Consider the following 24,037-nt stretch of genomic DNA (forward strand, 5'->3'; position numbering starts at 1 on the left):
TCCCAGCCCAGCAGCATGAGCAGGTTCAACCCCGCCACGAACAGGCTGACCAGGCCCGGCCCGCCCAGGATCAGCCACCCGTTGAAGGCGCGTTCGCCCAGCCACAGGACCAGCGCCACGTTCATGACCAGCGCCCACAGCAGCCAGACGGCCTGGCTGGCGGCGGCCAGCGCCCAGGGCAGCAGCAGGACCGCCCACCAGGCGAACAATTCCCAGGTATCGGCGCCAGTCTGGTAAGTTTGGCCTAATAACGCGAGCAGGGCGCCGAGCAATATGCCCGCCAAAGCCAGCAGGGCGCCGGGAATGCTGCGGCGCACGCCAGGGGTGCCGCGCAGGCGCAGCCCGGACCAGGCGGCGACCAGCGCGCTGACGGCCAAAAGGCCTTGCACGCCGGCAAAGCGCTGCACTTTTGTCATGTCTTGCCAGTTGGCCGCCACCCAGCAGACGGCGGCGCTGCCGAGCAGCAAAACGCCCAGCCACAGCGTGCTTCGCGCCAGGAATTGACGCCAAGCGTGCAGTTCGGATCCCGCTTGTCTTTCAGTGCCGACTTGCATCTGGCGAATCTCCGATCTTATTATCCGCGCTACTAAGGCGGGACTACCGCCACTGGATACACATGAATAAAACGCTGATTATTGCCGAGAAGCCCTCGGTGGCCCTTGATATATCACGCGCCTTGGGAGGCTTTGCGCGCGAGGGCGACTATTTTGAAAGCGAACGTTACGTACTCGCGTCCAGCATAGGCCATTTGCTGAGCCTGGTCGCGCCCAACGATCCGGTCAAGGGAAAGTGGAGCTTCACGCACCTGCCCGTGATTCCGCCTGAATTCGAACTGGGCCCGACCGACAAGAAGTCGGCCGAGCGCCTGAAGCTGCTGGTCCGCCTGGCCAAGCGCAAGGACGTCGATGCCATCATCAACGCCTGTGACGCGGGACGAGAAGGCGAACTGATCTTCCGCTACATCATTCAGTACGCTGGCGTGAAAAAGCCGATCCAGCGCCTGTGGCTGCAATCGATGACGCAGGCCGCCATCCGCGAGGCCTTCGCCAACCTGCGCGACGACAGCCAGCTCAAGCCGCTGGAGGCCGCCGCGCGCTCGCGCGCCGAAGCCGACTGGCTGGTGGGCATCAATGGCACGCGCGCCATGACCGCCTTCAACAGCAAGGACGGCGGCTTTTTCAAGACGCCGGTGGGCCGGGTGCAGACCCCCACGCTGGCGATCGTGGCCGAGCGCGAAGAGCGCATCCGCCGCTTCGTGCCGCGCGACTACTGGGAAGTGCGCGCCACCTTCGTGGCGGCCGCCGGCCTGTACGAAGGCCGCTGGATCGACCCGGATTTCAAGAAAGACGACCGCGACCCTGAAAAGCGCGAGTCGCGCCTGTGGTCGCAGGCCGCCGCCCAGAGCGTGGTGGCCGCCTGCCGCGAGCAGCCGGGCAGCGTCACCGAAGAATCCAAGCCGTCGACCCAGATGTCGCCGGCCCTGTACGACCTGACCTCGCTGCAGCGCGAGGCCAACGGCCGTTTCGGCTTTTCGGCCAAGACCACGCTGGCGCTGGCCCAGACCCTGTACGAACGCCACAAGGCGCTGACCTACCCGCGTACCGATTCGCGCTACCTGCCCGAGGACTACATCGCCACGGTGCAGGAAACCATGCGGGCGCTGGCCAAGGGCGGCTCGAACGCCGTGGGCGGCCTGTCGCGCCACGCCGAAACCGTGGTCAGCCAGCACTGGGTCAAGCCGAACCGCCGCATCTTCGACAACAAGAAGGTGTCGGATCACTTTGCCATCATCCCCACGCTGCAGATCCCGCACGACCTGAGCGAAGCCGAGGCCAAGCTGTACGACCTGGTGCTCAAGCGCTTCTTGGCCGTGTTTTTCCCCGCGGCCGAATACCGCGTCACCACCCGTCTGACCGAAGTGCAGGGCCACCGCTTCCGCACGGACGGCAAGGTGCTGGTCAACCCGGGCTGGCTGGCCGTCTACGGCAAGGAAGCCCAGGGCGAGGACGCCAACCTGGTGCCGGTGGGCGACGGCGAGACCGTGCGCACCGAAGACGTCGAAGCCGTGGGCCTGACCACCAAGCCGCCGGCGCGCTTTAACGAAGGCACGCTGCTGTCGGCCATGGAAGGGGCCGGCAAGCTGGTGGACGACGAGGAACTGCGCGAGGCCATGTCCGAGCGCGGCCTGGGCACGCCGGCCACCCGCGCCGCCATCATCGAAGGCCTGCTCAACGAGGTCTACCTGCGCCGCGAAGGCCGCGACCTGGTGCCCACCGCCAAGGCGCGCCAGCTGATGACGCTGCTGTCGGGCCTGGACGTGTCGGAACTGACCTCGCCCGAACTGACGGGCGAATGGGAACACAAGCTCAAGCAGATCGAGCAGGGCGCGCTGGACCGCCAGGCGTTCATGCGCGAGATCGCCCAGATGACCCAGGTGATCGTCAAGCGCGCCAAGGAATACGAGCGCGACACCGTGCCCGGCGACTACGCCACGCTGCAGACGCCGTGCCCCAAGTGCGGCAACGTGGTCAAGGAAAACTACCGCCGTTACGCCTGCACCAATTGCGACTTCTCGATCGGCAAGCACCCGGGCGGACGTACGTTTGAGATTCCGGAAGTCGAGGAACTGCTGGCCAAGCGCGAAATCGGTCCGCTGCAAGGCTTCATCAGCAAGATGGGCCGGCCGTTCGCCGCCATTTTGCGCATCAGCGACGAATTCAAGCTGGAATTCGACTTCGGCCAGAACGACGAAGACGACAACGAAGTGGTGGATTTTTCAGGCCACACGCCGGTGGGCAACTGCCCCAAGTGCCAGTCGCGGGTGTTCGAGCACGGCATGAGCTATGTCTGCGAAAAGTCGGTCGGCCCTGAAAAGAGCTGCGACTTCCGGTCGGGCAAGGTCATCCTGCAGCAGGAAATCTCGCGCGAGCAGATGGAAAAGCTGCTGACCGACGGCCGCACCGACTTGCTCGACGGCTTCGTGTCCAGCCGCACCAACCGCAAGTTCAAGGCTTTCCTGGTGCGTCAGCCCGACGGCAAGATCGGCTTCGAGTTCGAACCGCGTCCGGAGAAACCCGGCCGTGGCCGCGCGCCGGCCAAGACGGCAACGAAGACCGCCACCAAGACGGCGACCAAGACTGCCGCGAAGAAGGCCCCGGCCAAGAAGGCGGCGGTGAAAAAGGCCGCCACCAAGACGGCAGCCAAGACCGCCGTCAAGAAAGCGGTAAAGAAGGCCGCCCCCAAGAAGACGGCGGCCTAGGCCCCCACGCACCGCACGCTTGCCGCGTGCGGCGCCAGCAAAACGCCCGGGCGACCGGGCGTTTTCCATTGTTGGACCGGAATCGCTGCGGTATTGTTTCGCCAAACAGCTGCAACCCAATCAACGCCGAGGATGACATGCGCAATCGCCCTGACTTCACCACCCGCCGCCGTGTGCTGGCCGCTGCCGGCGCGCTTGCCGGCGTCAGCCTGCTCGATGGCCGCGTAGCCTTTGCCCAGCCCAAGCTGGGCCGCGTCGTCTACGGCCAGGGCAGCATCGACCCGTTCTTTGCCGCGGGCTATGTGGCGCTCAAGAAGGGCTATTTCGGCGATGCCGGCCTGGAAGTCGAGTACCTGAACTCGCAGAGCGGCCCGCGCACCAACCAGTTGCTGGCCGCCGGCCAGATCGCGTTCGGCGCCACCGCCGCCACCGCAGCCCCCGCGCTGACCCTGGCCGGCAAGCCCGCCACGCTGGTGTTCGGCTTTGACCGCAAGCTCACCTATGCCAACGTCATCGTGCGCCGCGAAGACTTCGACAGCGGCAAGATCAAGTCGCTGAAAGACCTGGCCGGCAAGCGCGTGGGCGCAACCCAGCCGCAGTCCAGCACCTGGCTGATGGCGCTGTACCTGATGCAGAAGGCCGGCGTGGCCGACAAGGTCGACATCCGCCCCCTGGGCGACCTGGCCACCATGCTGGGCGCCCTGAAGACGGGGTCGGTGTCGGCCAGCATGGCGACCATGTCGATGATGGAACAGGCCCGCCAGGAAGGCTGGGGCGTGCCCATTTTCGATGCCACCACGGAAAGCTCGTGGAACGAATTCATGGGCGGCGACGTGCCCGGCATTGCCGCGCTGACGCTGCAGGACACCATCCAGAAGCGCCCGGAAACCGTGCAGGCCTTCGTGACCGCGCTGGTGCGGGCGCAAGACTTCATTTCGGGCAACAGCGCCGCCGCCGTGGCCGACGCCATCTACGACGACTACCTGAACGCCTTTCCGCGCGCCGCCATCGAGAAGACGCTGGGCGTGTACCAGGAAACCGTGTTCCTCAAGGACAACGTGATCACCCAGGACGCCTATGACCGCATGACGGCCATCATGGGCGACGGCCGCCAGTTCTCGAACGACGAGATCAAGACCGTGCCCTACGCCAAGTGCGTCGACATGAGCTTCGTGCGCAAGGCGCGGGGGCTTTGATGATTACGCTGGACAGGGTCGGCAAGGCCTACCAGTCGCGCCAGGGCACGACCCACGCGGTGGGTGAGGTCAGCCTGGACATCGCGGCGGGCGAGTTCGTGTCCATCGTCGGCCCGTCCGGCTGTGGCAAGAGCACGCTGCTGAACATGATTGCCGGCTTTCTGCCGCCCACCACGGGCCAGATCCGGGTCGACGGCCGCGTGGTCGACGGCCAGGTGCCGCCCGCGCTGGGCTACATCTTCCAGAAAGACACGCTGCTGCCGTGGTTCAGCGTGAAAAAGAACGTGGCCCTGGGCCTGAAATTCCAGGGTGTGCCGCCGGCCCGCATCGCCAGCCGCGTGGCCGAGCTGCTTGAACTGGGCCACCTGACGGCCTTTGCCGACGCCTTTCCGCACCAGCTATCGGGCGGCATGCGGCGCCGCGTGGCGCTGTTGATGAGCCTGGCAGTGGAACCGCGCATCCTGCTGCTGGATGAGCCCTTTGGCGCCCTGGATACGCATACAAAGACCCACCTGCACCGCGAGCTGATGGAGATCTGGCGCAAGCTGGGCCAGACCGTGGTGCTGGTCACGCACGACCTGGACGAAGCCATCTTGCTGTCGGACCGGGTGGTGGTGCTATCCGGCCCGCCCAGCCGCGTGCTGCTGGATGAGCGCATCCGCATTCCGCATCCGCGCGACGTCTTCACCGTGCGCGAAACGCCGCAGTTCGTCACCCACGTGCAAAGCCTCTGGAGCGTGCTGGGCCAGCAGTTCCGCGCCGCCGCCTAGGTCTTCCATGAACGCTACCCCTATCGCCGATTCCCTGCAGGACCAGCTGCGGCTGGACCGCCGCGCCAGCGCCGCGCGGCGCGTGCGCATCACGTTGTGGCAGGTGCTGATTCTTGCCGTCATTCTGGGTTCGTGGGAAACGCTGACGCGTATTCCGTGGTTCACCCAGAACACCCTGTTCGACCCCTTCTTCATCAGCCAGCCATCGCGCGTGGCCGTGCGGCTCTGGGAATGGCTGCAACCCGGCCCGCGCTCGGTCTGGCCGCACCTGTGGCTGACGCTGCAAGCCACGCTGGTCGGGCTGGTGGTGGGCGTAGGCAGCGGCTTCATCGTCGGCATGACGCTCAGCCGCAGCCGCTTTCTGGCGGATGTCTTCAACCCCTTCATCGTGGCGTTCAACTCGATGCCGCGCATCGCCTTCGTGCCGCTGATCACCATGTTCTTCGGCCTGGGCCTGGCGTCCAAGGTGGTCACGTCGTGGTTCGTGGTGTTCTTCCTGGTGTTCTTCAACACCTACAAGGGCGGACGCAGCGTCGAACGCGAGCTGGTCGACTTCTGCCGCACGCTGGGCGGATCGCCGCGGCAGATCCTGTGGCGCGTGCGCATTCCCACGGCGGCGGCCTGGACCTTCGCAGCGCTGCCCAACGCCATCAGTTTCGCGCTCATCGGCGTGGTGCTGGCCGAATTCGTCGGCTCCACCACCGGCATGGGCTATTTGATGATCACCGCGCTGGCGACCCTGAACGCCACCGACATGTTCGCGGCCGTCACGCTGCTGTCCATCGTCGGCATCGCGCTGGTGTATTGCGTAACCTGGCTGGAACGGCGGCTGCTGCACTGGGCGCCGGAGTTCCGCGAATGAACGGAGCCGCCTCCATGACGACTGCCTTGCCCTACCTGAAACAATTCGACCTGAGCGGCCAGGTCGCGCTGGTGACCGGCTCGGCCCGCGGGCTGGGCCTGTGCATCGCCCGCGCGCTGGCCGGCAGCGGCGCACGCGTGCTGATCAATGGCCGCAATGCCCAGGCGGTGGACGCCACCGTGGCCGGGCTGCGCGCCGACGGCCTGGATGCCCACCCGCTGGTGTTCGACGTCAGCAACGACGCGGCCCTGGCGCAGGCGTTCGAACGCATCGACCGCGAGCACGGCCGCCTGGACATCCTGGTGAACAACGTGGGCGCGCGCAACCGCAAGACGCTGGCCGACACCAGCGCCGCCGAGATCCGCGAATTGATCGACACCGACCTGGTGGCCGGCATCCTGCTGGCCAAGCTCGCCGCCGAACGCATGGTGCGCCAGGGCAGCGGTCGCCTGATCGCCATCACCTCGGTCGTAGGGGAACTGGCCCGTGCCGGCGACGCCGTCTATCCGGCGGCCAAACAGGGCCTGACGGGCCTGGTGCGGGCGCTGGCAGCGGAATTCGGCGGCCGCGGCATCACCAGCAACGCCATCGCGCCAGGCACCTTCGCCACCGAAACCAACGCCGCCATGGTGGCCGACCCCGACTTCGGCCCCCGCGTCGCGGCGCGCAACCCCACCGGCCGCTGGGGCGAGCCGGAAGAGATCGCCGGGGCGGCAGTCTTCCTGGCCTCAAAGGCCGCGTCGTACGTCAACGGCCATGTGTTGGTGGTGGACGGGGGGCTGTCGATACAGTTCTAGGTCGTCTCGTCCTGGTACCAGACGCCTTCGGCCAGCATCATTTTCTGGTGGCCATGGCCGGCGGGCATCATCGGGAAGCAGTTTTCCTGGGCGGTGACCGCCACGTCCAGGAAGTAGGGGCCATCGTGCGCCAGGCACTCGGCCAGCGCGGCGTCCAGCTTGGCCGGGTCATCCACCCGCGCCGCGCCCCAGCCGAACGCACGTGCCAGCGCCACGAAATCGGGCAACGACGCGTTGTAGCTGTGGCTGTAGCGGCCGCCGTGGATCAGTTCCTGCCACTGGCGCACCATGCCCATGTAGCCGTTGTTGCACAGCACGACCTTCACGGGCGCCTGGTGCTGCATGGCCGTGGACAGTTCCTGGATGTTCATCAGCACCGAGGCGTCGCCGCTGACGCACACCACCGTCTTGTCGGGATGCGCGATCTGCGCGCCGATCGCGGCCGGCACGCCGTAGCCCATGGTGCCGGCGCCGCCGGACGTGAGCCAGCGGTTCGGCTGGTCAAAGCGCAGGTACTGCGCCGCCCACATCTGGTGCTGGCCGACGTCGGTGGACACGATGGCGTCGCGGTCTGCCAGCGCCGTATTCAAGCGCGACATCAGGTGCTGCGGCAGGATCGCATCGGCAGCCGGCGTGTAACCCAGGCAGTCCTGCGCGCGCCAGGTTTGCACCCGCGCCCACCAGGGCGCCAGGCGGGCCGGGTCCAGCGGCGTGTCGCCCAGTTCGGCGTGCAGCGCGCGCACCAGCGGCAGGCAATCGCCCACCAGCGCCACGTCCACCCGCACCACCTTGTTGATGGATGCCGGGTCGATGTCGATGTGGATCTTGCGCGCATGCGGGCAGAATTCGGACAGCTTGCCCGTGATGCGGTCGTCAAAGCGGGCGCCGATGCACACCACCAGATCGGAATTGTGCATGGCCAGGTTGGCTTCCACCGTGCCGTGCATGCCCAGCATGCCGACAAACTGCGGATCGGACGCCGGAAACGCCCCCAGGCCCATCAGCGTCAGCGTGCAGGGCGCACCGCTGGCGCGCACCAGTTCGGTAAACGCCGCGCAGGCCTCGGGGCCGGCATTCACCAGGCCGCCGCCGCCGTAGAAGATCGGCCGCTTGGCCTGGGCGATCAGCGCGGCCGCGCGGCGCACGGCCGATTGCGGCAGCTTGGCCGCCAGCTTGCCCGCCTGGCGCCGGGCGCGCAGCGCGGCCAGCTTCTGCTGCGACGGCGCATACGCGTCATCGTCGGCATCGCGCGGCACGGCCAACTGCACATCTTTGGGAAAGTCCAGCAGCACCGGACCGGGCCGGCCCTGGCGCGTCAGTTCGAAGGCGCGGGCGGTCACGGCCGCCACGTCGTCCACTGCGCGCACCTGCGTATTCCATTTGGTGACCGACCGCGAGATGCCGATGGCGTCGCATTCCTGGAAGGCGTCGGTGCCGATGGCCGCCGTGGTGACCTGGCCGCTGATGCACAGCACCGGGATCGAATCGCACATGGCATCCAGCAAGCCGGACGTGGTGTTGGCCATGCCCGGACCGGATGTAACGAACACCACCCCGGTACGGCCAGTGCTGCGGGCGTAGCCCTCGGCCGCATGCACGGCCGCCTGCTCGTGGCGCACCAGCACGTGGCGCAGGCGCGGCTCGGCGTACAGGGCGTCGTACAGCGGCAGCACGGCCCCGCCGGGATAGCCGAAGACGGTATCCACCCCGTGCGCAATCAGCGTATCGAGCAGAATCTTGGCCCCGTTGGCAGGGGGCAGTTCAGGGGCGGCAAGCGCGGTGACGGCGGAGGGGTGCAGGCGATCGTTCATGCTATCCATCTTAGGGGCAAGTCCGAAGAATTTTTATCTTCTTTTCCACGAATTGCCGCCAAACGCAGTAAATTTGTCTGCAAATCGGAGGGATTGAAGAAAATGAACCTGGACAAGTTTGATTTGGCGATTCTGCGGGTGCTGCAAGAGAACGCCCGCGCCAGCCTGAACGACATCGGCGCCGCCGTCGGCCTGTCGTCCACCCCGTGCTGGAATCGGATCAAAAGAATGGAAGCCGCCGGCGTCATCCGCGGCTACACCGTCGACATCGACCCGGCCAGCCTGGGCTTCATGGACACCGTCATCGTCCACGTCACCCTGGAAAGCCACAGCGAAGAAACGCTCTATGAATTCGGCCGGGCGCTCGCCCAGATCCCCGAAGTGCTCGAAGCCTTCCTGGTCTCTGGCGACTACGACTACTATATCCGCATCGCCGTGCGCGACACCCGCGACTACGAACGGCTGCTACGCGAACAGCTCTACCGCATCCCCGGCATCCGCCACAGCAAATCCTGCTTCGTATTGCGCCGCCTGAAGGAAACCATGCTGCCCTTGACCGGACCGGCCACCTGAGCGGGCTGCGCCCTTAACGCAACACGTAATCCACCGGCTTGGCAGGCTCGGGCAGCGGCCGCACGCCCAGCCCTTCCAGCAGGTCCGTCTCGATCACCCGGGCCAACGCCGACAGCGGCAGGTCGTTTTCCTCGAGCCCGAACGGATCTTCCAGCTCGTCGCCCAGCGCGTCCAGCCCGAAGAACGTATACGCAATGATCGTCACCGCCACCGGCATCAGGTATTCCAGCGTGCCCACCAGCCCGAACGGCAACAGCAGACAGAACAGCCACGCCGTGCGATGCAGCAGCAGCGAATACGCAAAAGGCGAGGGCGTGAACTTGATCCGCTCGCAAGCCGCCTGGATCGCCGCGCACTGCGCCACCCGCTGCGTCAGCCCCTGGTAAAGAATGTCGCTCAGTTCCCCGCGCCGCAGACAGGCCGCCAGGTCCCGGTTGATCGCCATCAGCAGCGCGTCCGGCACATTGCGGCAGCCGGCCAGCGTCTCCAGCTCGTCCGGCTGCACCCACGGCTGCACCGCCGCCACCATGTCTTCATCGCGCAACCGCGCCGCCAACGCATAGCCAAAGCCGATACAGCGCCGCACCAGCCTTTCCTGCAACGGATTCGCCGTGCTCGCCGCCAGCAGCACCGCGCTCTCACGCGCCAGGCTGCGCGCCTGCACGATCAGGTCGCCCCACTGCTTGCGCGCTTCCCACCAGCGGTCATAGCAGACGTTGTTGCGAAACCCCATGAACACCGACAACGCCAGCCCGAACAGCGAAAACGGCACCGCCGACAGATGCGTCGGCGAAAACCATTGCCGGTGATACATCCACACCACCACGCACGACAGCAGCGTGATGACAAGAATCCGGCTGAAGATGCGGGGAATGATGGAGCCGCGCAAAACAAAGAACAGAGCCAGCGCGGAAGGACGCGGACGGACAATCATGGTGCGTATCGGTAAGAAACAAGGCGGCGCTCACTATACGCCTGTCATCCCGTCATGAGCACGCCGATATAATTCTGTTTCGTCTCACCGCCCACCCGCCGCCAATGACCACCGAAGACACCCCCATCAAGCCCTGGCACGTCGTGCGCCGCTCCAAGCTGCACGGCAACGGCGTCTTCGCCGCCCGCAAGATTCCCGCTGGCACCCGCATCATCGAATACGGCGGCGCCCGCATCAGCGCCAAAGAAGCCGACCGTCGCCACCCCACCAACCCCGACGATCCCTTCCACACCTTCTTCTTCGCCTTGAGCTCCGGCCGCGTCATCGACGGCGGCGACGAAGGCAACGACGCTCGCTGGATCAACCACTCCTGCGACCCCAACTGCGAAGCCCAGGAAGGCAAGCACGGCAAACGCGTCTACATCGTCGCCCTGAACGACATCCCGCGCGGCACCGAACTGTCCTACGACTACGGCCTGGTCCTGGACGGCCGCATCACCAAGGCCCTCAAGCAAGGCTACCGCTGCCTGTGCGGCACCCCCCCGTGCCGCGGCACGATGCTGGCCCTGCCCAAGAAAAAGAAAAAGAAAGAACCCGAGCAAGACGCCGCGCCGCAAGCCGCGGAATAAATCCGGCCCCGGGAACACCACCACGCTGCCGCCCCCCAAGGACGGCAGCCTACCCCGCAAGATCCTCCCCCCGCCAGCCCCTGGCCAGAACGCCAAGCCCCCCCGCCCCAACAACCTCCAAGCTGAAACCGCTCGAGCCCGGGGCGGCTGGGCCTTGGGTGCGCGGGGCGTGTAGATGCGCCCGAGGGAATCTGAAGGGAAGGCCGAAGGCCTGGACGAAGATGACGAAGGGGGAGTCCGGAGCGAAGGCTCCGGACCGCAATCGTAGCCCCGCGCACCCAAGGCCCAGCCGCCCCGGGCGTCAACAGAACCCCGCCCGACGCGAGCAGCCATCAATCCCCGATACCCATACTCCCCATAAGCATATTCTTCCCCCCTTCGCAGACAGGCGTAAAATCAAAAAGTCGTGAAAAACACGACAAGCAGTACGTCTTCAGGGCGGGGTGCAATTCCCCACCGGCGGTAAGCCATGCAATGTGGCAAGCCCGCGAGCGCCCGGCGTCCACCAGGACACCGGGGTCAGCAGATCTGGTGAGATGCCAGAGCCGACGGTCATAGTCCGGATGAGAGAAGATGTGCCGTCACATAACCAGCTGCCCGGGCCGTCAAGCGCCTGGCCAGCGGCTTTGCGTTCGGCTGTCCAATAGCCCTGAAACGTTTTTCGCCCACTTAATCCGCGAGAGCGTTTCAATGTCCAACACCATCGTCACCCAGCAGTCCTCCATCCCCAGCCTGGCTTCCCAGCCCTTCGCCGTGCGCCTGCAACGCGCCCTGCATCACCTGCGCCTGGGCCGTCCCGTCATTCTCATGGATGACTTCGACCGCGAAAACGAAGCTGACCTCATCGTCGCCGCCGACAAGCTCACCGTGCCCGTCATGGCCCAGCTCATCCGCGACGGCAGCGGCATCGTCTGCCTGTGCCTGCCCGGCGAAGTCCTTGACCGCCTTGACCTGGCCCCCATGGTCCAGCGCAACCAGAGCCGCTTCGCCACCGCCTTCACCGTTTCCATCGAAGCCCGCGAAGGCGTCAGCACCGGCGTATCCGCCGTCGACCGCGTCACCACCATCCGCGCCGCCATCTCGCCCACCGCCCAAAGCGAAGACATCGTCAGCCCCGGCCACGTCTTCCCCCTGCGCGCCCAGGCTGGCGGCGTTCTCACCCGCCGCGGCCACACCGAAGGGTCCGTCGACCTCGCCACCCTGGCCGGCCTGCGGCCCGCCGGCGTGCTGTGCGAACTCATGAACGCCGACGGCACCATGATGCGCGGCGCCGCCCTGGAGCGTTACGCCGCCCAGCATGGCCTGGTTGCCCTGACCATCGCCGAACTCGCCGACCACCTGCAACGCCTGCGCGACGGCCAGGCCGAAAGCATCGACGACCAGGTCCTGGAAATGGCCGCCACGGTCTGACGAAAAACGGCGCCCGCACAAGCGGGCGCCGTCAACGACGCATCAAGCCACGCGCGGCCACGTCAATCATCGGCCGCCACCCCTCTTGCTACGGAGCCGCCACCCGGCCCCGCAAGGCCATGGCCACCCCCACCGCGCCCAGCGCGCACGCGCCCCCCATCGCATACACCGCACCGTAGCCTTGATAGCCGGCCAGCCATCCGGCTAACGGGCTCGCGATGCCCAGCGCCACGTCCAGGAACGCCACGTACGCCCCCATCGCCGCACCACGGCTTGCCGCCGGCACCCGCCGCACCGCCTCCACCCCGAACGCCGGGAAGGCCAGCGAATAGCCCGCGCCGCTGAGCAACGCACCCGCAAACGCCCAGACCGGTGTCGCGCTCGTCCAGATCAGCCACTGGCCCACCGCCTCGATCAGCACGCACACCAGCGCCACCCGCGCGCCGCCCAGCTTGTCCGGCAAACCGGCAAAGAACACCCGCGCCAGGATGAAGCCGCCGCCGAACAACGTGAACATCCACGCCGCACCGCTCCAGCCGCGTTCGGCGAACAACAGGCTGATGAACGCCGTGATCACCCCGAAACCCACACTGGTCAGCGCCAGGCCCAGCCCGGGCAGCAGCACCAGCCCCAGCACCCGGTAGAACGGCGTGCGCACGCCGCCCGCCGCCCGCACACCGCGTTGCGGCAGCACCAGCGCCAGCGCCGCCACGGGAATCAGCACCGTCGCCCAGGCGATGCCGCCAAAGCCCGCCGCACCGAACAAGCGCATGCCAGCCGGCGCCCCCAGGCCGAACGCGGCGTAGATCGCCACGCCCACCCAGGCCATCACGCGGCCCGCGTTCTGCGGCCCCACGCGGCCCACGCCCCAGCTCAGCGCACCAGTGACGATCAGGCTTTCGCCGCAACCCATGATGGCCCGGCCGGCCATCAACGCGGCCAGCGCCGCCTGGGGCTGCTGCTGCGCCAGGCCATCGGCCAGCAGATAGAACAGGCCCGCAAGCGAGCCCAGCAGAAAGCCCACCACCACCGCAAGCTTGGCGCCGCGGCGGTCCGCCAGCGACCCCGAATAGGCGCGCGACAGCAGCGCCGCCGCGAACTGCATGCCGGCCACCACGCCCACCATCAGCGCGCCTTGCGCCAGCACGCCGTCCACGTACAGCGGCAGCACCGGCATCGGCAGGCCCACCATGAAAAAGCCAACGAACACGGCCAGCGCCAGCGGCAGTATCTGCATGAAAACGGGGCGCGCGACCCCGCCGGCCGCGGGCATAGCCCCGGCCGTCGATGAATTCGACATAGGTATTCCTTGAAAGGGAGAAGTGCAGCGTGATGCCTGGCCGCCGGAATCGGCGATGGCATAATCCGCCAGTACAGGGCGGACTCAAGCTGCCTGCCAGAAATTTTATGAGCCAACGCTCAGGTTTGAAACTCGCTTTCCCCGAACTCCATGACCAGCATCCCGCAGCCCCGTAAATCGCCGCGCCAGCAGCGGTCGCAGCAGACGGTCGAGACCATTCTGCAAGCGACAGCTCGCGTTCTGGCCGAACATGGCTACGCCGGCACCAACACCAACCTGATCGCCGAGACGGCGGGCGTCAGCGTCGGTTCGCTGTACCAGTACTTTCCCAACAAGAATGCGCTGATCGCCGCGCTGCACGACCGCCACGACAACCAGATGCTGGATGTCATCGACCAGGCGCTGCTGGGCAACCCGGCAGCCACCCTGCGCGAGCGCGTCGCGGCCATCGTCGGCGCCTCGCTGCATGCGCATCTGCTCGAGCCCGCGCTGCACCGCGTGCTGGAACGCGAGTTCCCGCTCTTCGACCAGCCGCGCGACCACAGCCGCGCCGACCAGGACATCCACCGGCGCATGCGCCACCTGCTGGAATTGCACCGCGCCGAGATCGCGCAGCACGATCGCGAACTGGCCACCTACGTGGTGCTGCGCATCATCGAATCGCTGGTGCATGCCGCTGCGCTGGAACCGCCGGCCGGTTTCACTCCGGCGCAGCTGGAACAGGCGGTGGTGGATGCCGTGATGGGTTACCTGGGCACGCCGCAGGCGGCGGCCCCGGCCAGGCCGGCCCGCAAGACGGCAGGCAAGGCCGCGCGCGGCGCCAAGGCGCAGACCTGACACCCGGCCTTACACCCGGCCTGACATCCGGCCTGACACCCCGGCGGGCGCATCGCGCCGCCCGCCACCCTTATTCATGCGGGATCTTGCCGGGCTACGCCCGCGCCATGCGGGCCAGGCAATCGGCAGCGTCGCCCACCACGATGTGCGCGCTGCACGCGAGCATCAGGTTCAGGTTCATGCCGAAGTCTTCGACCGTGAACCCTTGCGCGTCCACGGCACGTGAAGCGTCGTCGGCCGCCACGCCCACGGCGGACTGTTCGAGCAGGCTGCCGGCCTGCGAGGTATAGCCCCATACCGGCTTGCCGCAGGCGATTGCGTAGCCGACCTCGAACGCCGTGCCGGAATCGGGCTCGGCGCCGCGGAAGGGGTTCAGGTTGGCCATGACCAGATCGGCCCGGCGGATCATCGCCACGTTGGCGCGGTAGATCCATTGCGCCAGCGGCGCGCCGGCCAGGCCGGGCGGAGGCACGTTGTCCAGCGGGTACAGGCCTTCGAAACCGTAGGTAGCCACCAGCGCCTTGAGCCGCTGGCCGTGCGCCACGGCATCGGGCAGGAACACGTCGAAACCGGCCAGGTAGACGCGGCGCATGGCGGGTTATTCCGGGTCGGTAACGGTGAACGCTTCGCCGGTGGCGAAGAATGAGCCGCCCGCCAGGTAGTGCACGGAGCGGCGCGAATCATCGTTGAAGTGCCAGCGGTTGCCCGAAAACACATCGGGCGCGGCCCACGCGGCCACGACTTCGCCGATGAACAGGTCGTAGGCCTGCTGGTTGTGGGGCTCGGGCACGACCTTGCATTCCAGCCAGCCCAGGCAACCCTCGACCAGCGGCGCGCCGATCTTGCTGGCGGCAAAGGTGGACAGGCCCGCGGCCTGGAACTTGTCGGCGTCAGTGCCCGAATGCGACCCTACCTGCAAAGTGGCCTGCGCCTGGGCGCGTGACGGAATGCACAGCGCAAATTCACCCGAGGCCTCGATCAGCTTGCGGGTGTAGGTGTTCTTGTCCACCACCACCAGCATCTTGGGCGGGCTGAAATCCAGCGGCATGGCCCAGGCCGCGGCCATGACATTGCGCTCACTGCCGTGCGCGCTGGTGACCAGCACGGTGGGGCCGTGGTTCAGCAGCAGGTAGGCGCGGGGCAGGTCGACGGGTTCGATGGCGGACATGGGGGGCCTGTGAAAACTAGAACATGCCGTTCTTGTTGGCGGGGTTTTCCGGGATTTCCTGGCTGACGTCCCAGTGCTCGACGATCTTGCCGTTTTCGACGCGGAAGATGTCCACCACGGCCTGGCCGCGGTCTTCGGGCGATTCTTTCCACAGGTTGTGGATGACGACCAGGTCGCCTTCGGCGATCACGCGCTTGATGTCGACCGTGGCTTGCGGATGCTGTTCGAAGTAATGGGGGAAGAAGTCCACCATCGGTTCGACGCCGTCGCGCATGTAGGGGTTGTGCTGCGTGTAGTTGTTCTTGGCGACGTACAGGCGCACCGCCTCGTCGATCTCGCGGTCCTGGAACATCATGCGGAAAAACGCCACCACGATGTCCTTGTTCGACTGCGGGGCGGCCGCCTGCGCCGGCGCAACCGCCAGGCAGCTGGAGGCCAGCAGCATACAGAGGGCCAGCGATTTCAACTTCATGCTCATACAACTACTCGGGTCGTGACGCCTGGTGGCGGCCTGCCAGTTTACAAACAAATGGGGACCATTCGACCCTACTGGCAGCGCGGCATTGGCGCAAAACGAAGCCCCCTTGGAGCGCAAGGGGGCAACGGGGCGGCGGCTATCGCGCGCAAACAACACTGGCGGCGACACCGCCGAAATTGCTTGCCCGGGTCAGTAGCCCACGGTAAAGCGGCGGCGCGAGTGCTTGGGCGTCTCGATTTCGTCGGCCAGGGCGATGGCGTAGTCTTCCATCGAGATCCAGCTCTTGCCGTCATCGTCAGCCAGCAGCGAGTCGTCGCCGACGCGGAAGGTGCCGGTGCGCTCGCCGGGTTCGAACAACGCCGAGGGCGACAGGAACGTCCAGTTCAGCACTTTTTCCTGACGCAGCGTATCCAGGAACACGACGCCCGCACGGGCCTCGGGCTTGTAGGCGTCGGGGAATTCGGGGGTGTCGATCAGCATCTTGCCGGGCGCCACTTGCAGGCTGCCTGCACCGCCCACCACCAGCAGGCGCGGCACGCCGGCGTCTTTCACGGCGGCCAGCAGCGGCTTGGCGTCGGCCGACACGAAGCGCGAGGCGCTGACCACGGCGTCGTGGCCCTTGAGCAGCGGGGTCAGGCCTTGCGGGTCGGTGGCGTCGCCCTGCTGGATGGTCAGGCCGGGCTGGGGATTGACGTCGCCCAGGTTGCGGGCAATGCCCGTCACCTGGTGGCCACGCTTGAGCAATTCGTCTGCCACGCGCGAACCGACGCGGCCGGTAATTCCGATCAATGCGATTTTCATGGTCTTGCTCCTTGGAAGGTTGGACAAAGCCATACTATTCGGCCAGATCGGTTCCAGGAACTCACGGAGACGGAAGAGTTTTTTGCATTCCGTGCACCAATGAGCCCCCTGGCCGCCCGGCCGTATCAAGTCGCGACGCGCTGCGCCTGATACACCTGCAGATGCGCGTAGGCCGTACGCAGCGTGGTGGCGTCCACGCCCAGCGTCTGCGCGCGGCGCACCATGTCACCGACGATGTGGTCGGCCTCGACCGGCAGGCCCTGGCGCAGGTCGCGGAACATCGACGCGGTCATGGGCTGGGTCGGATCGGTCAGGATCTTGAGCGCGGCGGCATCGGCATCCGGCCGCACCGCGTGGCCGCTGGCGGCCGCGACCGACTGCGATTCGCGCAGCAGGCCGCGCACGATGTCGGCGCCGTCATTGGTGGACACGATCTGGCCAACGGTGCCGCGCATCAGGCAGGTGGCGGCGGCCAGGGTGGTCAGGAAAACGTATTTTTCCCAGATGTCCTGGTGGATATCTTCGCTGAGACGGCTGACGTATTCGCCGCCGTCCAGTGCGTCGGCCAGGGCCGTGCAACGGGCGCTGCGGGCCGGGCCCGCGCGTTCGCCGAAGACGATGCTGGCGTGCTTGCCCAGGTGGATGACCTGGCCTTCGGCGCCCAGCGTGGCGTTGATCTGGCACAGGCCGCCCAGCACCCGGTGGGGTTCGAATTCGCGGTCCAGCACGTCGTACTGCAGCACGCCGTTCATGATGGGCAGCACGGCGGTGTCCGGCCCCACGGCGGGGCGGATGGCGTCGATGGCGCTTTGCAGGTCGTAGGCCTTGCAGCTGAGCACCACCACGTCGTAGAAGCCTTGCAGCGTGTCGGCGGTGGCCAATTGGGGTTGCAGCGTCACATCGCCGAACGGGCTCTGGATGCGCAGCCCCTGTTCGCGCAGCCGCGCCGCGCGGGCCTCGCGCACCAGGAAGGTCACGTCCGCGCCCGCCTGGGCGGCGCGTCCGCCGAAATAACCACCGGTGCCGCCGGCACCCAAGAACAACAACCGCATGCCTGTCTCCTGTGCCCGTCGGAAGCGCGGGCCGATGGTGAAATTATGCGCCCGAGGCGGCATCCGGCGCAGGGCCGGCGGTGCAGGCCGCCCACGGCCCGGACAGGCGGGCGGCGGGTCAGGCGGGTGTCAGGTGAAATGACCGTGGCGCGGCCCCGGCCGGACCCGAAGGCCCTCGGCCGGTCAGGCAGGGTGGATGTGCCGCGCCCAGGCCTCGTAGCCGCCGCGCAGGGCCCAGGTATTGGGATAGCCGGCTGCCCGCAGGCGCGCGGCCAGCATGGCCGCGGAGACCTCGTTGGGGCAGGCGCAATAGACCACGATGTCGGCGGCCTGCGCATCGGCCGCCAGCGCCGGCAAGGGTGCGCGCAGGTCGACGGCGATGGCGCCGGGGATGCGGTCGGCCTCTTGCTGCGCCTCGGGCCGGACGTCGAACACCAGCGTGTTGCGGCCGTCCTGGCGCCACTGCATCAGTTCGTCGACCGACAGCCGCGGAATCACGCGCAGGTTGCGCTTGAGCACCCAGCGGCGCAGGCCGCGCGCCGTGATGTACAGCGCCAGCACCGCCGCCAGGATGGCCAGCCCCATCGGGCCGTAGGTGCCCAGCACGTCCAGCACATCGTTGACGACGCTGTGGAACAGGCCGCCCAACAACAGGGCAGAGCCCGCCCAGATCAGGGCGCCGACCAGGTCGTAGGCCAGAAAGCGCCGGTAGGGCGTATTGGTCAGGCCCGCCATGACGGTGGACAGCGCCCCCGCGCCAGGCAGGAACTTGCACACCAGCAGGGCACGCACGCCGATGCGCAGGTACAGCCGCTGCGTCTGGCGGATGCAGGAATCCTGCGACAGCGACAGCTTGCAGACCACGCCCAGCAGCCGCGAGCCATAACGCCGCCCGGCCACGTACCAGAGCGTGTCGGCCAACAGGCAGGCGACGGTGGCGGCCAGCCAGGGCGTCAACCAGCCGCCCGCGCCGGCCAGGGCGCCCGCGGCGATCAGCATGGGGTAGGCGGGCACGGGCAGCCCGGCCTGTTCGACCAGCACGTTGGCGAACACGAGCCACCCGCCGTACTGCTCGAGCAGCAATTGAATGTCTTGCATGGTGTTTTCCGGCTTGCCGCGCCCAGCGCGGCTCTTTGCTGGAATTTTAGGCTTCTGCCCAGCCCGCGGACGCTCAAGCGGACCGCAACAGGCTGTTCCAGCACGAAAGTGTCCACGCCCCGCGACGGTGCGCACCATCTTGGTGCCACCTTTCCCCGCCAGGGTGCCTATAATCCCGCCCGGCCATCAGGATTCCCCCGACTTGCCGCGGGAATGCCCCATGGCATACAACTTGCTTCGCCAGGACTGGCTGCGAACCCGCCCATTCGGATGGGGCGCGCTGCCCCGGCAGCCCCCCTTCCGATGACCGATCCCACGCCTTCGTTTCCGCCCGCCCACGCGTGCCGCGCCGCGACGCCCGGACATCGCCGCCTGTCTCCCCATTCCCTTTCCATCCCCGCGAAGGAGCCTTCCGCATGAAATCCTTTTCCCTCCCGGCTGCAGGCGGCATTGCCCGCCGCGGCCTGCTCAAGCTGGCCGCGGCTGCCGCCGCCGGCGCGCTGCTGTTCTCGGGCGCTGCCCAGGCGCAAGCGCCCGCCAAGCTCAAAGTGGCCGCCATCTACACGGTGCCGGTCGAGCAGCAATGGGTGTCGCGCATCCACAAGGCGCTGACCGCCGCGCGCGACCGCGGTGAAATCGACTACACCTTCTCGGAAAACGTCACCAACGCCGACTACGAACGCGTCATGCGCCAGTACGCCGAGCAGGGCAACAAGCTGGTGGTGGGCGAAGCCTTCGCCGTGGAAGCCGCCGCCCGCAAGGTGGCCAAGGACTATCCGCAGACCGCCTTCCTGATGGGTTCTTCGGGCAAGCCGCAGCAGCCCAACTTCTCGGTGTTCGACAACTACATCCAGGAACCGGCCTACCTGACCGGCATGATCGCCGCCGGCATGAGCAAGACCGGCAAGATCGGCCTGGTGGGCGGCTACCCCATTCCTGAAGTGAACCGCCTGATGCAGGCGTTCATCGAGGGCGCCAAGGAAGTGAACCCCAAGACCGAATTCACCGTGACCTTCATCGGCTCGTGGTTCGATCCCCCCAAGGCCAAGGAAGCCGCCTTCGCCATGATCGACAAGGGCGCGGACGTGCTGTACGCCGAACGCTTCGGCGTGTCGGACGCCGCCAAGGAACGCGGCAAGCTGGCCATCGGCAACGTCATCGACACCCAGCCGCAGTACCCGGAAACCGTGGTGGCCTCGGCGCTGTGGAGCATGGAACCCACCATCGACGAAGCGCTCAAGCAGGTCAAGGGCGGCACGTTCAAGGCGGCGGATTTCGGCCAGTACTCGCTGATGAAGTACAAGGGTTCGTCGCTGGCGCCGCTGGGCACCTTCGAAAGCAAGATTCCGGCTGACCTGATCGCCAAGGTGCAGGCCAAGCAGAAGGCCATCCTGGACGGCAGCTTCACGGTGCAGGTCGTCGACAAAGAACCCAAGTCCTCGGCACGATGAACCAAACGCCTCTCGCCCTGCGTCTTGCGGGGATCACCAAACGCTTCGGCAGCCTGACGGCCAACGATGATGTCTCGCTGACCCTCGCGCAGGGCGAGGTGCTGGCCTTGCTGGGCGAGAACGGCGCCGGCAAATCGACCCTGGTGTCGATTCTGTTCGGCCACTATGTGGCCGACGCCGGCAGTATCGAAGTCTTCGGCCAGCCCTTGCCCCCCGGCCGGCCCGACGCCGCGCTGGCGGCGGGCGTGGGCATGGTGCACCAGCACTTCACGCTGGCCGATAACCTGACCGTGCTGGACAACATCATGGTCGGCACCGAATCGCTGTGGAAGCTGGCGTCCGGCCGCGGCCAGGCGCGCCGCCGCCTGGTCGAACTGGGCCAGCGCTTCGGCCTGGGCGTGGACCCGGATGCGCGCGTGGGCGGCCTGTCGGTCGGCGAGAAGCAGCGCGTCGAAATCCTGAAGGCCCTGTACCGCGGCGCCAAGGTGCTAATCCTGGACGAACCCACTGCGGTGCTGACGCCCCAGGAAGTGCAGGACCTGTTCGCGACCCTGCGCGGTTTCGTGGACGAGGGCCTGGCCGTCATCTTCATTTCGCACAAGCTGGACGAAGTGATGGCCGTGTCGCGCCGCGTCGCGGTGCTGCGCCAGGGCAAGCTGGTGGCCGAACGCGACACCGCCGCCACCACGCCGGCCGAATTGGCCGAGCTGATGGTGGGCCGCAAGGTCGCCATGCCGCACGCCGAAGCGATGGCGGCGGCCGGCCAGGCCGCGCCGGTGGTGACGCTGTCGCAGGTCACCGTGCGCGACAGCCGCGACGGCGCGCCGCGCCTGGACAGCCTGGACCTGGTCGTGCACAAGCACGAGATCGTGGCCATTGCCGGCGTAGCCGGCAACGGCCAGCAGGCGCTGGTGTCGGTGCTGACCGGCCTGCGCCTGCCGTCGGACGGCACCATCCGCCTGGGTCCCGAGCATGCGGCCGCGCCCACCACGCCGGCCGGCTGGACGGCGGCACAAGTGGGCCGCATTCCCGAAGACCGCCACGGCGAAGGCGTCATCGGCGACAGCCCGCTGTGGGAAAACGCCATTGTCGAAGACCTGAAGGACCCGCGCTTCGCCCGCTACGGCGTGGTGCGCGCCAGCGCCGGCCGCGCCTACGCGGCGGCCCTGGCCAAGCAGTTCGACGTGCGCGCGGCCTCGCTGGACGTGCGCACCCGCAGCCTGTCGGGCGGCAACATGCAGAAGCTGATCCTGGGCCGCACGCTGGCGCGCGAACCGCGCCTGATCGTTGCCGATCAGCCCACCTGGGGCCTGGACATCGGCGCGGTCGCCTACGTGCGCGAGCAGCTGCTGGCCGCGCGCCGTCGCGGCGCGGGCATCCTGCTGGTGTCCGAAGACCTGGAAGAAATCTTCGCCCTGGCCGACCGCATCGCGGTGCTGTGCGGCGGCAAGCTGGTCGCGGTCAAGCCCGTCGGCCAGTGGACGCCCGCAACCGTCGGCCTGGCCATGACGGGCACGCGCGCGTGACGCGCCGCGCCCCCACTCATTGAGCATTTCTAGAATGAAACTGACCCTGGAACGCCGCCCCGAGCCCAGCCGCGCCGCGCTGGCCCTGGCGCCTATCGCGGCCATCCTCTTCACCCTGGCCATCTGCGCGCTGCTGGTGGCCTGGGCGGGCGCGCCCGTCGGCCGCACCTACGCGCTGCTGTTCGAAGGCGCGTTCGGTTCGCGCTTCGCGCTGTCCGAAACGCTGACCCGCGCCACGCCGCTGATGCTGACCGGCCTGGCGTGTGCCGTGGCGTTTCGCGCGCGCTTCTACAACATCGGCGCCGAAGGCCAGCTGTACCTGGGCGCGCTGGCGGCCGTGGCCGTGGGCGGCATGCATGACGGCACGGGCTTTGACCTGCCGCTGCCCGTGCTGTTCTCCGGCATGATGCTGGCCGCGGCGCTGGCCGGCGCCTTGCTGCTGCTGATTCCCGCCTTGCTCAAGACCCGCCTGGGCGTGGACGAAGTGGTGACCACGCTGCTGGGCAACTTCATCGTGCTGCTGTTCGTATCGATGATGCTGGATGGCCCCATGAAAGACCCGATGGCCATGGGCTGGCCGCAGTCGGTGGCGCTGAACCCCGACCTGGAACTGGGCAAGCTAATCGAACGCACCCGCGCCCATACCGGCCTGCTGTGGGCCGCCGGCCTGGCGCTCGGGCTGTGGCTGCTGAACCGCTACACGGTGTTCGGCTTCCAGATGCGCGCGGTGGGCGCCAATGCGCATGCCTCGCGCTTTCTGGGGCTGCCGGTCAGCCGCGTCATGCTGGGCACGGCCATGCTGTCGGGCGCGCTGGCCGGGCTGGCCGGCGCCATCGAAGTGGCGGGCCGCACCGGCTATGTCACGCTGGACATGTCGCCGGGCTATGGCTACACCGGCGTGGTGGTGGCCATGCTGGCCGGGCTGCATCCGCTGGGCGTGATCCTGGCCAGCATCTTCGTGGCCGGCATGCTGGTCGGCGCCGACAGCATGAGCCGCGCCATTGCCGTGCCGAACTACATCGCCGACGTCATCGTCGCCACTTCGTTGCTCGCCATGCTGGTCGCGACGCTATTCGCGCAGTACCGCCTGCGCCGCCACCGGGCTTGAGGAGCACGCCATGGAATGGATGGACCTGTTGAGTTCCGCGGCCTTCTGGGTCGCCGTGTTGCGGCTGGCGACGCCGCTGATCCTGGGCACGCTGGGCGTGCTGCTGTGCGAACGCGCCGGCGTGCTGAACCTGGGCATCGAAGGCATCATGGCCGCCGGCGCCTTCACCGGCTGGCTGGTGGTGTACCTGGGCGCACCGCTGTACGTGGGCGTGCTGGCGGCCGCGTTTGCGGGCGCCGTGTTCGGCCTGCTGCATGCCGTGCTGACCGTGCCGCTGGGTTTGTCGCAGCACGTGTCCGGCCTGGGCGTGACGCTGCTGGCCACCAGCCTGAGCTACTTCGCGTACCGCGTCACGTTTCCCAGCGTGAACACGCCGCCCACCATCACGCCGTTCGCGGAAATGAAGTTCCTGGATGGCATTCCGCTGATCGGCCCGGTACTGGCCGGCCAGACGCCGATGACGCTGCTGGCGCTGGCCGCCGTGCCGATCCTGGCCTGGGTGCTGAACCGCACGCCGGTCGGCCTGGCCATCCGCATGGTGGGTGAAAACCCCGCCGCCGCCGAAGGCCAGGGCCTGTCGGTCACGCGGCTGCGCATGGGCGCCATCGTGGCCGGCTCGGCGCTGATGGGCGTGGCCGGCAGCTTCCTGACGCTGGCGGCGTTCAATGCCTTCTTCTTCAATATGGTCAACGGCCGCGGCTGGGTCTGCGTGGCGCTGGTGGTGTTTGCCTCGTGGCGGCCCGGCAAGGCGCTGCTGGGCGCGCTGATCTTCGCGTTCTTCGATGCGCTGCAGCTGCGCCTGCAACAGGGCGGGGCGGCCTTGCCGGGCCTGCCCGAACTGCCGTATCAGGTGTACCTGATGCTGCCCTATATCCTGTCCATCCTGGCCCTGGTAGTGATGGCGCGCCGCGCCGCCTACCCGCAGGCCCTGATGAAGCCCTACCGCAAGGGCGAACGGTAATCCACAAGGTGTGACT

General features: G+C 67.4%; 23 protein-coding genes and 1 riboswitch. Of the genes, 13 read left to right on the forward strand and 10 right to left on the reverse strand.

Going from position 1 to position 24,037, the window contains the following annotated elements:
• A partial coding sequence (locus tag U858_RS0131555) for a DUF2157 domain-containing protein (RefSeq protein ID WP_025141103.1) occupies positions 1–554 on the reverse strand: 554 nt, incomplete at its 3' end.
• A gap of 62 nt (positions 555–616) precedes the next feature.
• On the opposite strand from U858_RS0131555, the gene U858_RS0131560 reads away from it, so the two are divergent.
• The 5 genes from U858_RS0131560 to U858_RS0131580 all read left to right on the forward strand — a co-directional run bounded on the left by U858_RS0131560 (position 617) and on the right by U858_RS0131580 (position 6,884).
• A complete protein-coding gene (locus U858_RS0131560; RefSeq protein WP_025141104.1) occupies positions 617–3,259 on the forward strand; it encodes a DNA topoisomerase III in 2,643 nt (880 codons plus the stop codon).
• Between the two features lie 137 nt (positions 3,260–3,396).
• Positions 3,397–4,455 (forward strand): ABC transporter substrate-binding protein, encoded by a 1,059-nt coding sequence (locus tag U858_RS0131565; RefSeq protein ID WP_025141105.1) that lies wholly within the window; start codon positions 3,397–3,399, stop codon positions 4,453–4,455.
• Complete coding sequence (locus U858_RS0131570; RefSeq protein WP_025141106.1) at positions 4,455–5,225, forward strand: ABC transporter ATP-binding protein; 771 nt, start codon at positions 4,455–4,457, stop codon at positions 5,223–5,225. Before U858_RS0131565 ends, U858_RS0131570 begins: the two co-directional genes overlap by 1 nt.
• Positions 5,226–5,232: 7 nt before the next feature.
• Positions 5,233–6,087: an ABC transporter permease gene (locus tag U858_RS0131575; protein ID WP_025141107.1), complete on the forward strand. Its 855-nt coding sequence runs from the start codon at positions 5,233–5,235 to the stop codon at positions 6,085–6,087.
• Positions 6,088–6,101: 14 nt separating this feature from the next.
• Positions 6,102–6,884, forward strand: coding sequence for an SDR family oxidoreductase (locus U858_RS0131580; protein WP_025141108.1), 783 nt, complete (start codon positions 6,102–6,104; stop codon positions 6,882–6,884).
• Here the strand turns inward: U858_RS0131580 and ilvB are convergent.
• Positions 6,881–8,704 carry a biosynthetic-type acetolactate synthase large subunit gene (ilvB, locus tag U858_RS0131585; protein ID WP_025141109.1) on the reverse strand — a complete coding sequence of 608 codons (1,824 nt, stop codon included), beginning with the start codon at positions 8,702–8,704 and terminating at the stop codon, positions 6,881–6,883. The two genes, U858_RS0131580 and ilvB, sit on opposite strands and share 4 nt — an antisense overlap.
• A 93-nt stretch (positions 8,705–8,797) precedes the next feature.
• On the opposite strand from ilvB, the gene U858_RS0131590 reads away from it, so the two are divergent.
• The gene (locus U858_RS0131590) at positions 8,798–9,268 is read left to right on the forward strand and encodes an Lrp/AsnC family transcriptional regulator (protein WP_025141110.1); all 471 of its coding nucleotides are present in this window, start codon (positions 8,798–8,800) and stop codon (positions 9,266–9,268) included.
• A gap of 13 nt (positions 9,269–9,281) precedes the next feature.
• Here U858_RS0131590 and U858_RS0131595 read toward each other — a convergent pair whose 3' ends face one another.
• The gene (locus tag U858_RS0131595) at positions 9,282–10,202 is read right to left on the reverse strand and encodes a bestrophin family protein (RefSeq protein ID WP_025141111.1); all 921 of its coding nucleotides are present in this window, start codon (positions 10,200–10,202) and stop codon (positions 9,282–9,284) included.
• A 104-nt stretch (positions 10,203–10,306) separates the two neighbouring features.
• Between U858_RS0131595 and U858_RS0131600 the strand changes: the two genes are divergently transcribed.
• Together U858_RS0131600 and ribB are read left to right on the forward strand one after the other, a co-directional pair.
• Positions 10,307–10,831 (forward strand): SET domain-containing protein, encoded by a 525-nt coding sequence (locus U858_RS0131600; protein ID WP_025141112.1) that lies wholly within the window; start codon positions 10,307–10,309, stop codon positions 10,829–10,831.
• Between the two features lie 425 nt (positions 10,832–11,256).
• A riboswitch (FMN riboswitch) is annotated at positions 11,257–11,410 on the forward strand.
• A 111-nt stretch (positions 11,411–11,521) separates the two neighbouring features.
• Positions 11,522–12,241, forward strand: coding sequence for a 3,4-dihydroxy-2-butanone-4-phosphate synthase (gene ribB, locus U858_RS0131605; RefSeq protein WP_025141113.1), 720 nt, complete (start codon positions 11,522–11,524; stop codon positions 12,239–12,241).
• Between the two features lie 88 nt (positions 12,242–12,329).
• Here ribB and U858_RS0131610 read toward each other — a convergent pair whose 3' ends face one another.
• Entirely contained in the window at positions 12,330–13,541 is a 1,212-nt protein-coding gene (locus tag U858_RS0131610; protein ID WP_025141114.1) for an MFS transporter, read from the reverse strand.
• A gap of 150 nt (positions 13,542–13,691) precedes the next feature.
• On the opposite strand from U858_RS0131610, the gene U858_RS0131615 reads away from it, so the two are divergent.
• Positions 13,692–14,378 (forward strand): TetR/AcrR family transcriptional regulator, encoded by a 687-nt coding sequence (locus U858_RS0131615; protein ID WP_025141115.1) that lies wholly within the window; start codon positions 13,692–13,694, stop codon positions 14,376–14,378.
• A gap of 94 nt (positions 14,379–14,472) precedes the next feature.
• Here the strand turns inward: U858_RS0131615 and U858_RS0131620 are convergent, their stop codons facing one another.
• The 6 genes from U858_RS0131620 to U858_RS0131645 all read right to left on the reverse strand — a co-directional run bounded on the left by U858_RS0131620 (position 14,473) and on the right by U858_RS0131645 (position 18,975).
• Positions 14,473–14,970: a nucleoside 2-deoxyribosyltransferase gene (locus U858_RS0131620; RefSeq protein WP_025141116.1), complete on the reverse strand. Its 498-nt coding sequence runs from the start codon at positions 14,968–14,970 to the stop codon at positions 14,473–14,475.
• A gap of 6 nt (positions 14,971–14,976) precedes the next feature.
• A complete protein-coding gene (locus U858_RS0131625; protein ID WP_025141117.1) occupies positions 14,977–15,546 on the reverse strand; it encodes a flavin reductase family protein in 570 nt (189 codons plus the stop codon).
• A 16-nt stretch (positions 15,547–15,562) separates the two neighbouring features.
• Entirely contained in the window at positions 15,563–16,024 is a 462-nt protein-coding gene (locus U858_RS0131630) for a nuclear transport factor 2 family protein (protein WP_025141118.1), read from the reverse strand.
• 189 nt (positions 16,025–16,213) lie between these two features.
• Positions 16,214–16,825: an NAD(P)-dependent oxidoreductase gene (locus U858_RS0131635; protein ID WP_025141119.1), complete on the reverse strand. Its 612-nt coding sequence runs from the start codon at positions 16,823–16,825 to the stop codon at positions 16,214–16,216.
• Between the two features lie 125 nt (positions 16,826–16,950).
• A complete protein-coding gene (gene panE / locus U858_RS0131640; protein WP_025141120.1) occupies positions 16,951–17,877 on the reverse strand; it encodes a 2-dehydropantoate 2-reductase in 927 nt (308 codons plus the stop codon).
• A gap of 183 nt (positions 17,878–18,060) precedes the next feature.
• Entirely contained in the window at positions 18,061–18,975 is a 915-nt protein-coding gene (locus U858_RS0131645; RefSeq protein WP_025141121.1) for a VTT domain-containing protein, read from the reverse strand.
• Positions 18,976–19,391: 416 nt separating this feature from the next.
• Here U858_RS0131645 and U858_RS0131650 point away from each other — a divergent pair, with 416 nt between their 5' ends.
• From U858_RS0131650 to U858_RS0131665, 4 genes are read left to right on the forward strand one after another with little or no spacing between them, the layout of a single operon-like run.
• Complete coding sequence (locus U858_RS0131650; RefSeq protein WP_025141122.1) at positions 19,392–20,426, forward strand: BMP family protein; 1,035 nt, start codon at positions 19,392–19,394, stop codon at positions 20,424–20,426.
• Positions 20,423–21,952 carry an ABC transporter ATP-binding protein gene (locus U858_RS0131655; protein WP_025141123.1) on the forward strand — a complete coding sequence of 510 codons (1,530 nt, stop codon included), beginning with the start codon at positions 20,423–20,425 and terminating at the stop codon, positions 21,950–21,952. Before U858_RS0131650 ends, U858_RS0131655 begins: the two co-directional genes overlap by 4 nt.
• 34 nt (positions 21,953–21,986) lie before the next feature.
• A complete protein-coding gene (locus U858_RS0131660; RefSeq protein ID WP_025141124.1) occupies positions 21,987–23,060 on the forward strand; it encodes an ABC transporter permease in 1,074 nt (357 codons plus the stop codon).
• Positions 23,061–23,070: 10 nt separating this feature from the next.
• Complete coding sequence (locus U858_RS0131665; protein ID WP_025141125.1) at positions 23,071–24,021, forward strand: ABC transporter permease; 951 nt, start codon at positions 23,071–23,073, stop codon at positions 24,019–24,021.
• The last annotated feature ends 16 nt before the right edge of the window (positions 24,022–24,037 follow it).

The organism is Achromobacter sp. DH1f, assembly GCF_000633435.1.
Taxonomy (GTDB): Bacteria; Pseudomonadota; Gammaproteobacteria; order Burkholderiales; family Burkholderiaceae_B; genus Achromobacter; species Achromobacter deleyi.

Bases quoted from the DNA above. Each gene is read 5' to 3' on its own strand.
- U858_RS0131560 (WP_025141104.1), top strand. From the start codon at position 617: ATGAATAAAACGCTGATTATTGCCGAGAAGCCCTCGGTGGCCCTTGAT.
- U858_RS0131565 (WP_025141105.1), top strand. From the start codon at position 3,397: ATGCGCAATCGCCCTGACTTCACCACCCGCCGCCGTGTGCTGGCCGCT.
- U858_RS0131570 (WP_025141106.1), top strand. From the start codon at position 4,455: ATGATTACGCTGGACAGGGTCGGCAAGGCCTACCAGTCGCGCCAGGGC.
- U858_RS0131575 (WP_025141107.1), top strand. From the start codon at position 5,233: ATGAACGCTACCCCTATCGCCGATTCCCTGCAGGACCAGCTGCGGCTG.
- U858_RS0131580 (WP_025141108.1), top strand. From the start codon at position 6,102: ATGACGACTGCCTTGCCCTACCTGAAACAATTCGACCTGAGCGGCCAG.
- ilvB (WP_025141109.1), bottom strand. From the start codon at position 8,704: ATGGATAGCATGAACGATCGCCTGCACCCCTCCGCCGTCACCGCGCTT.
- U858_RS0131590 (WP_025141110.1), top strand. From the start codon at position 8,798: ATGAACCTGGACAAGTTTGATTTGGCGATTCTGCGGGTGCTGCAAGAG.
- U858_RS0131595 (WP_025141111.1), bottom strand. From the start codon at position 10,202: ATGATTGTCCGTCCGCGTCCTTCCGCGCTGGCTCTGTTCTTTGTTTTG.
- U858_RS0131600 (WP_025141112.1), top strand. From the start codon at position 10,307: ATGACCACCGAAGACACCCCCATCAAGCCCTGGCACGTCGTGCGCCGC.
- ribB (WP_025141113.1), top strand. From the start codon at position 11,522: ATGTCCAACACCATCGTCACCCAGCAGTCCTCCATCCCCAGCCTGGCT.
- U858_RS0131610 (WP_025141114.1), bottom strand. From the start codon at position 13,541: ATGTCGAATTCATCGACGGCCGGGGCTATGCCCGCGGCCGGCGGGGTC.
- U858_RS0131615 (WP_025141115.1), top strand. From the start codon at position 13,692: ATGACCAGCATCCCGCAGCCCCGTAAATCGCCGCGCCAGCAGCGGTCG.
- U858_RS0131620 (WP_025141116.1), bottom strand. From the start codon at position 14,970: ATGCGCCGCGTCTACCTGGCCGGTTTCGACGTGTTCCTGCCCGATGCC.
- U858_RS0131625 (WP_025141117.1), bottom strand. From the start codon at position 15,546: ATGTCCGCCATCGAACCCGTCGACCTGCCCCGCGCCTACCTGCTGCTG.
- U858_RS0131630 (WP_025141118.1), bottom strand. From the start codon at position 16,024: ATGAGCATGAAGTTGAAATCGCTGGCCCTCTGTATGCTGCTGGCCTCC.
- U858_RS0131635 (WP_025141119.1), bottom strand. From the start codon at position 16,825: ATGAAAATCGCATTGATCGGAATTACCGGCCGCGTCGGTTCGCGCGTG.
- panE (WP_025141120.1), bottom strand. From the start codon at position 17,877: ATGCGGTTGTTGTTCTTGGGTGCCGGCGGCACCGGTGGTTATTTCGGC.
- U858_RS0131645 (WP_025141121.1), bottom strand. From the start codon at position 18,975: ATGCAAGACATTCAATTGCTGCTCGAGCAGTACGGCGGGTGGCTCGTG.
- U858_RS0131650 (WP_025141122.1), top strand. From the start codon at position 19,392: ATGAAATCCTTTTCCCTCCCGGCTGCAGGCGGCATTGCCCGCCGCGGC.
- U858_RS0131655 (WP_025141123.1), top strand. From the start codon at position 20,423: ATGAACCAAACGCCTCTCGCCCTGCGTCTTGCGGGGATCACCAAACGC.
- U858_RS0131660 (WP_025141124.1), top strand. From the start codon at position 21,987: ATGAAACTGACCCTGGAACGCCGCCCCGAGCCCAGCCGCGCCGCGCTG.
- U858_RS0131665 (WP_025141125.1), top strand. From the start codon at position 23,071: ATGGAATGGATGGACCTGTTGAGTTCCGCGGCCTTCTGGGTCGCCGTG.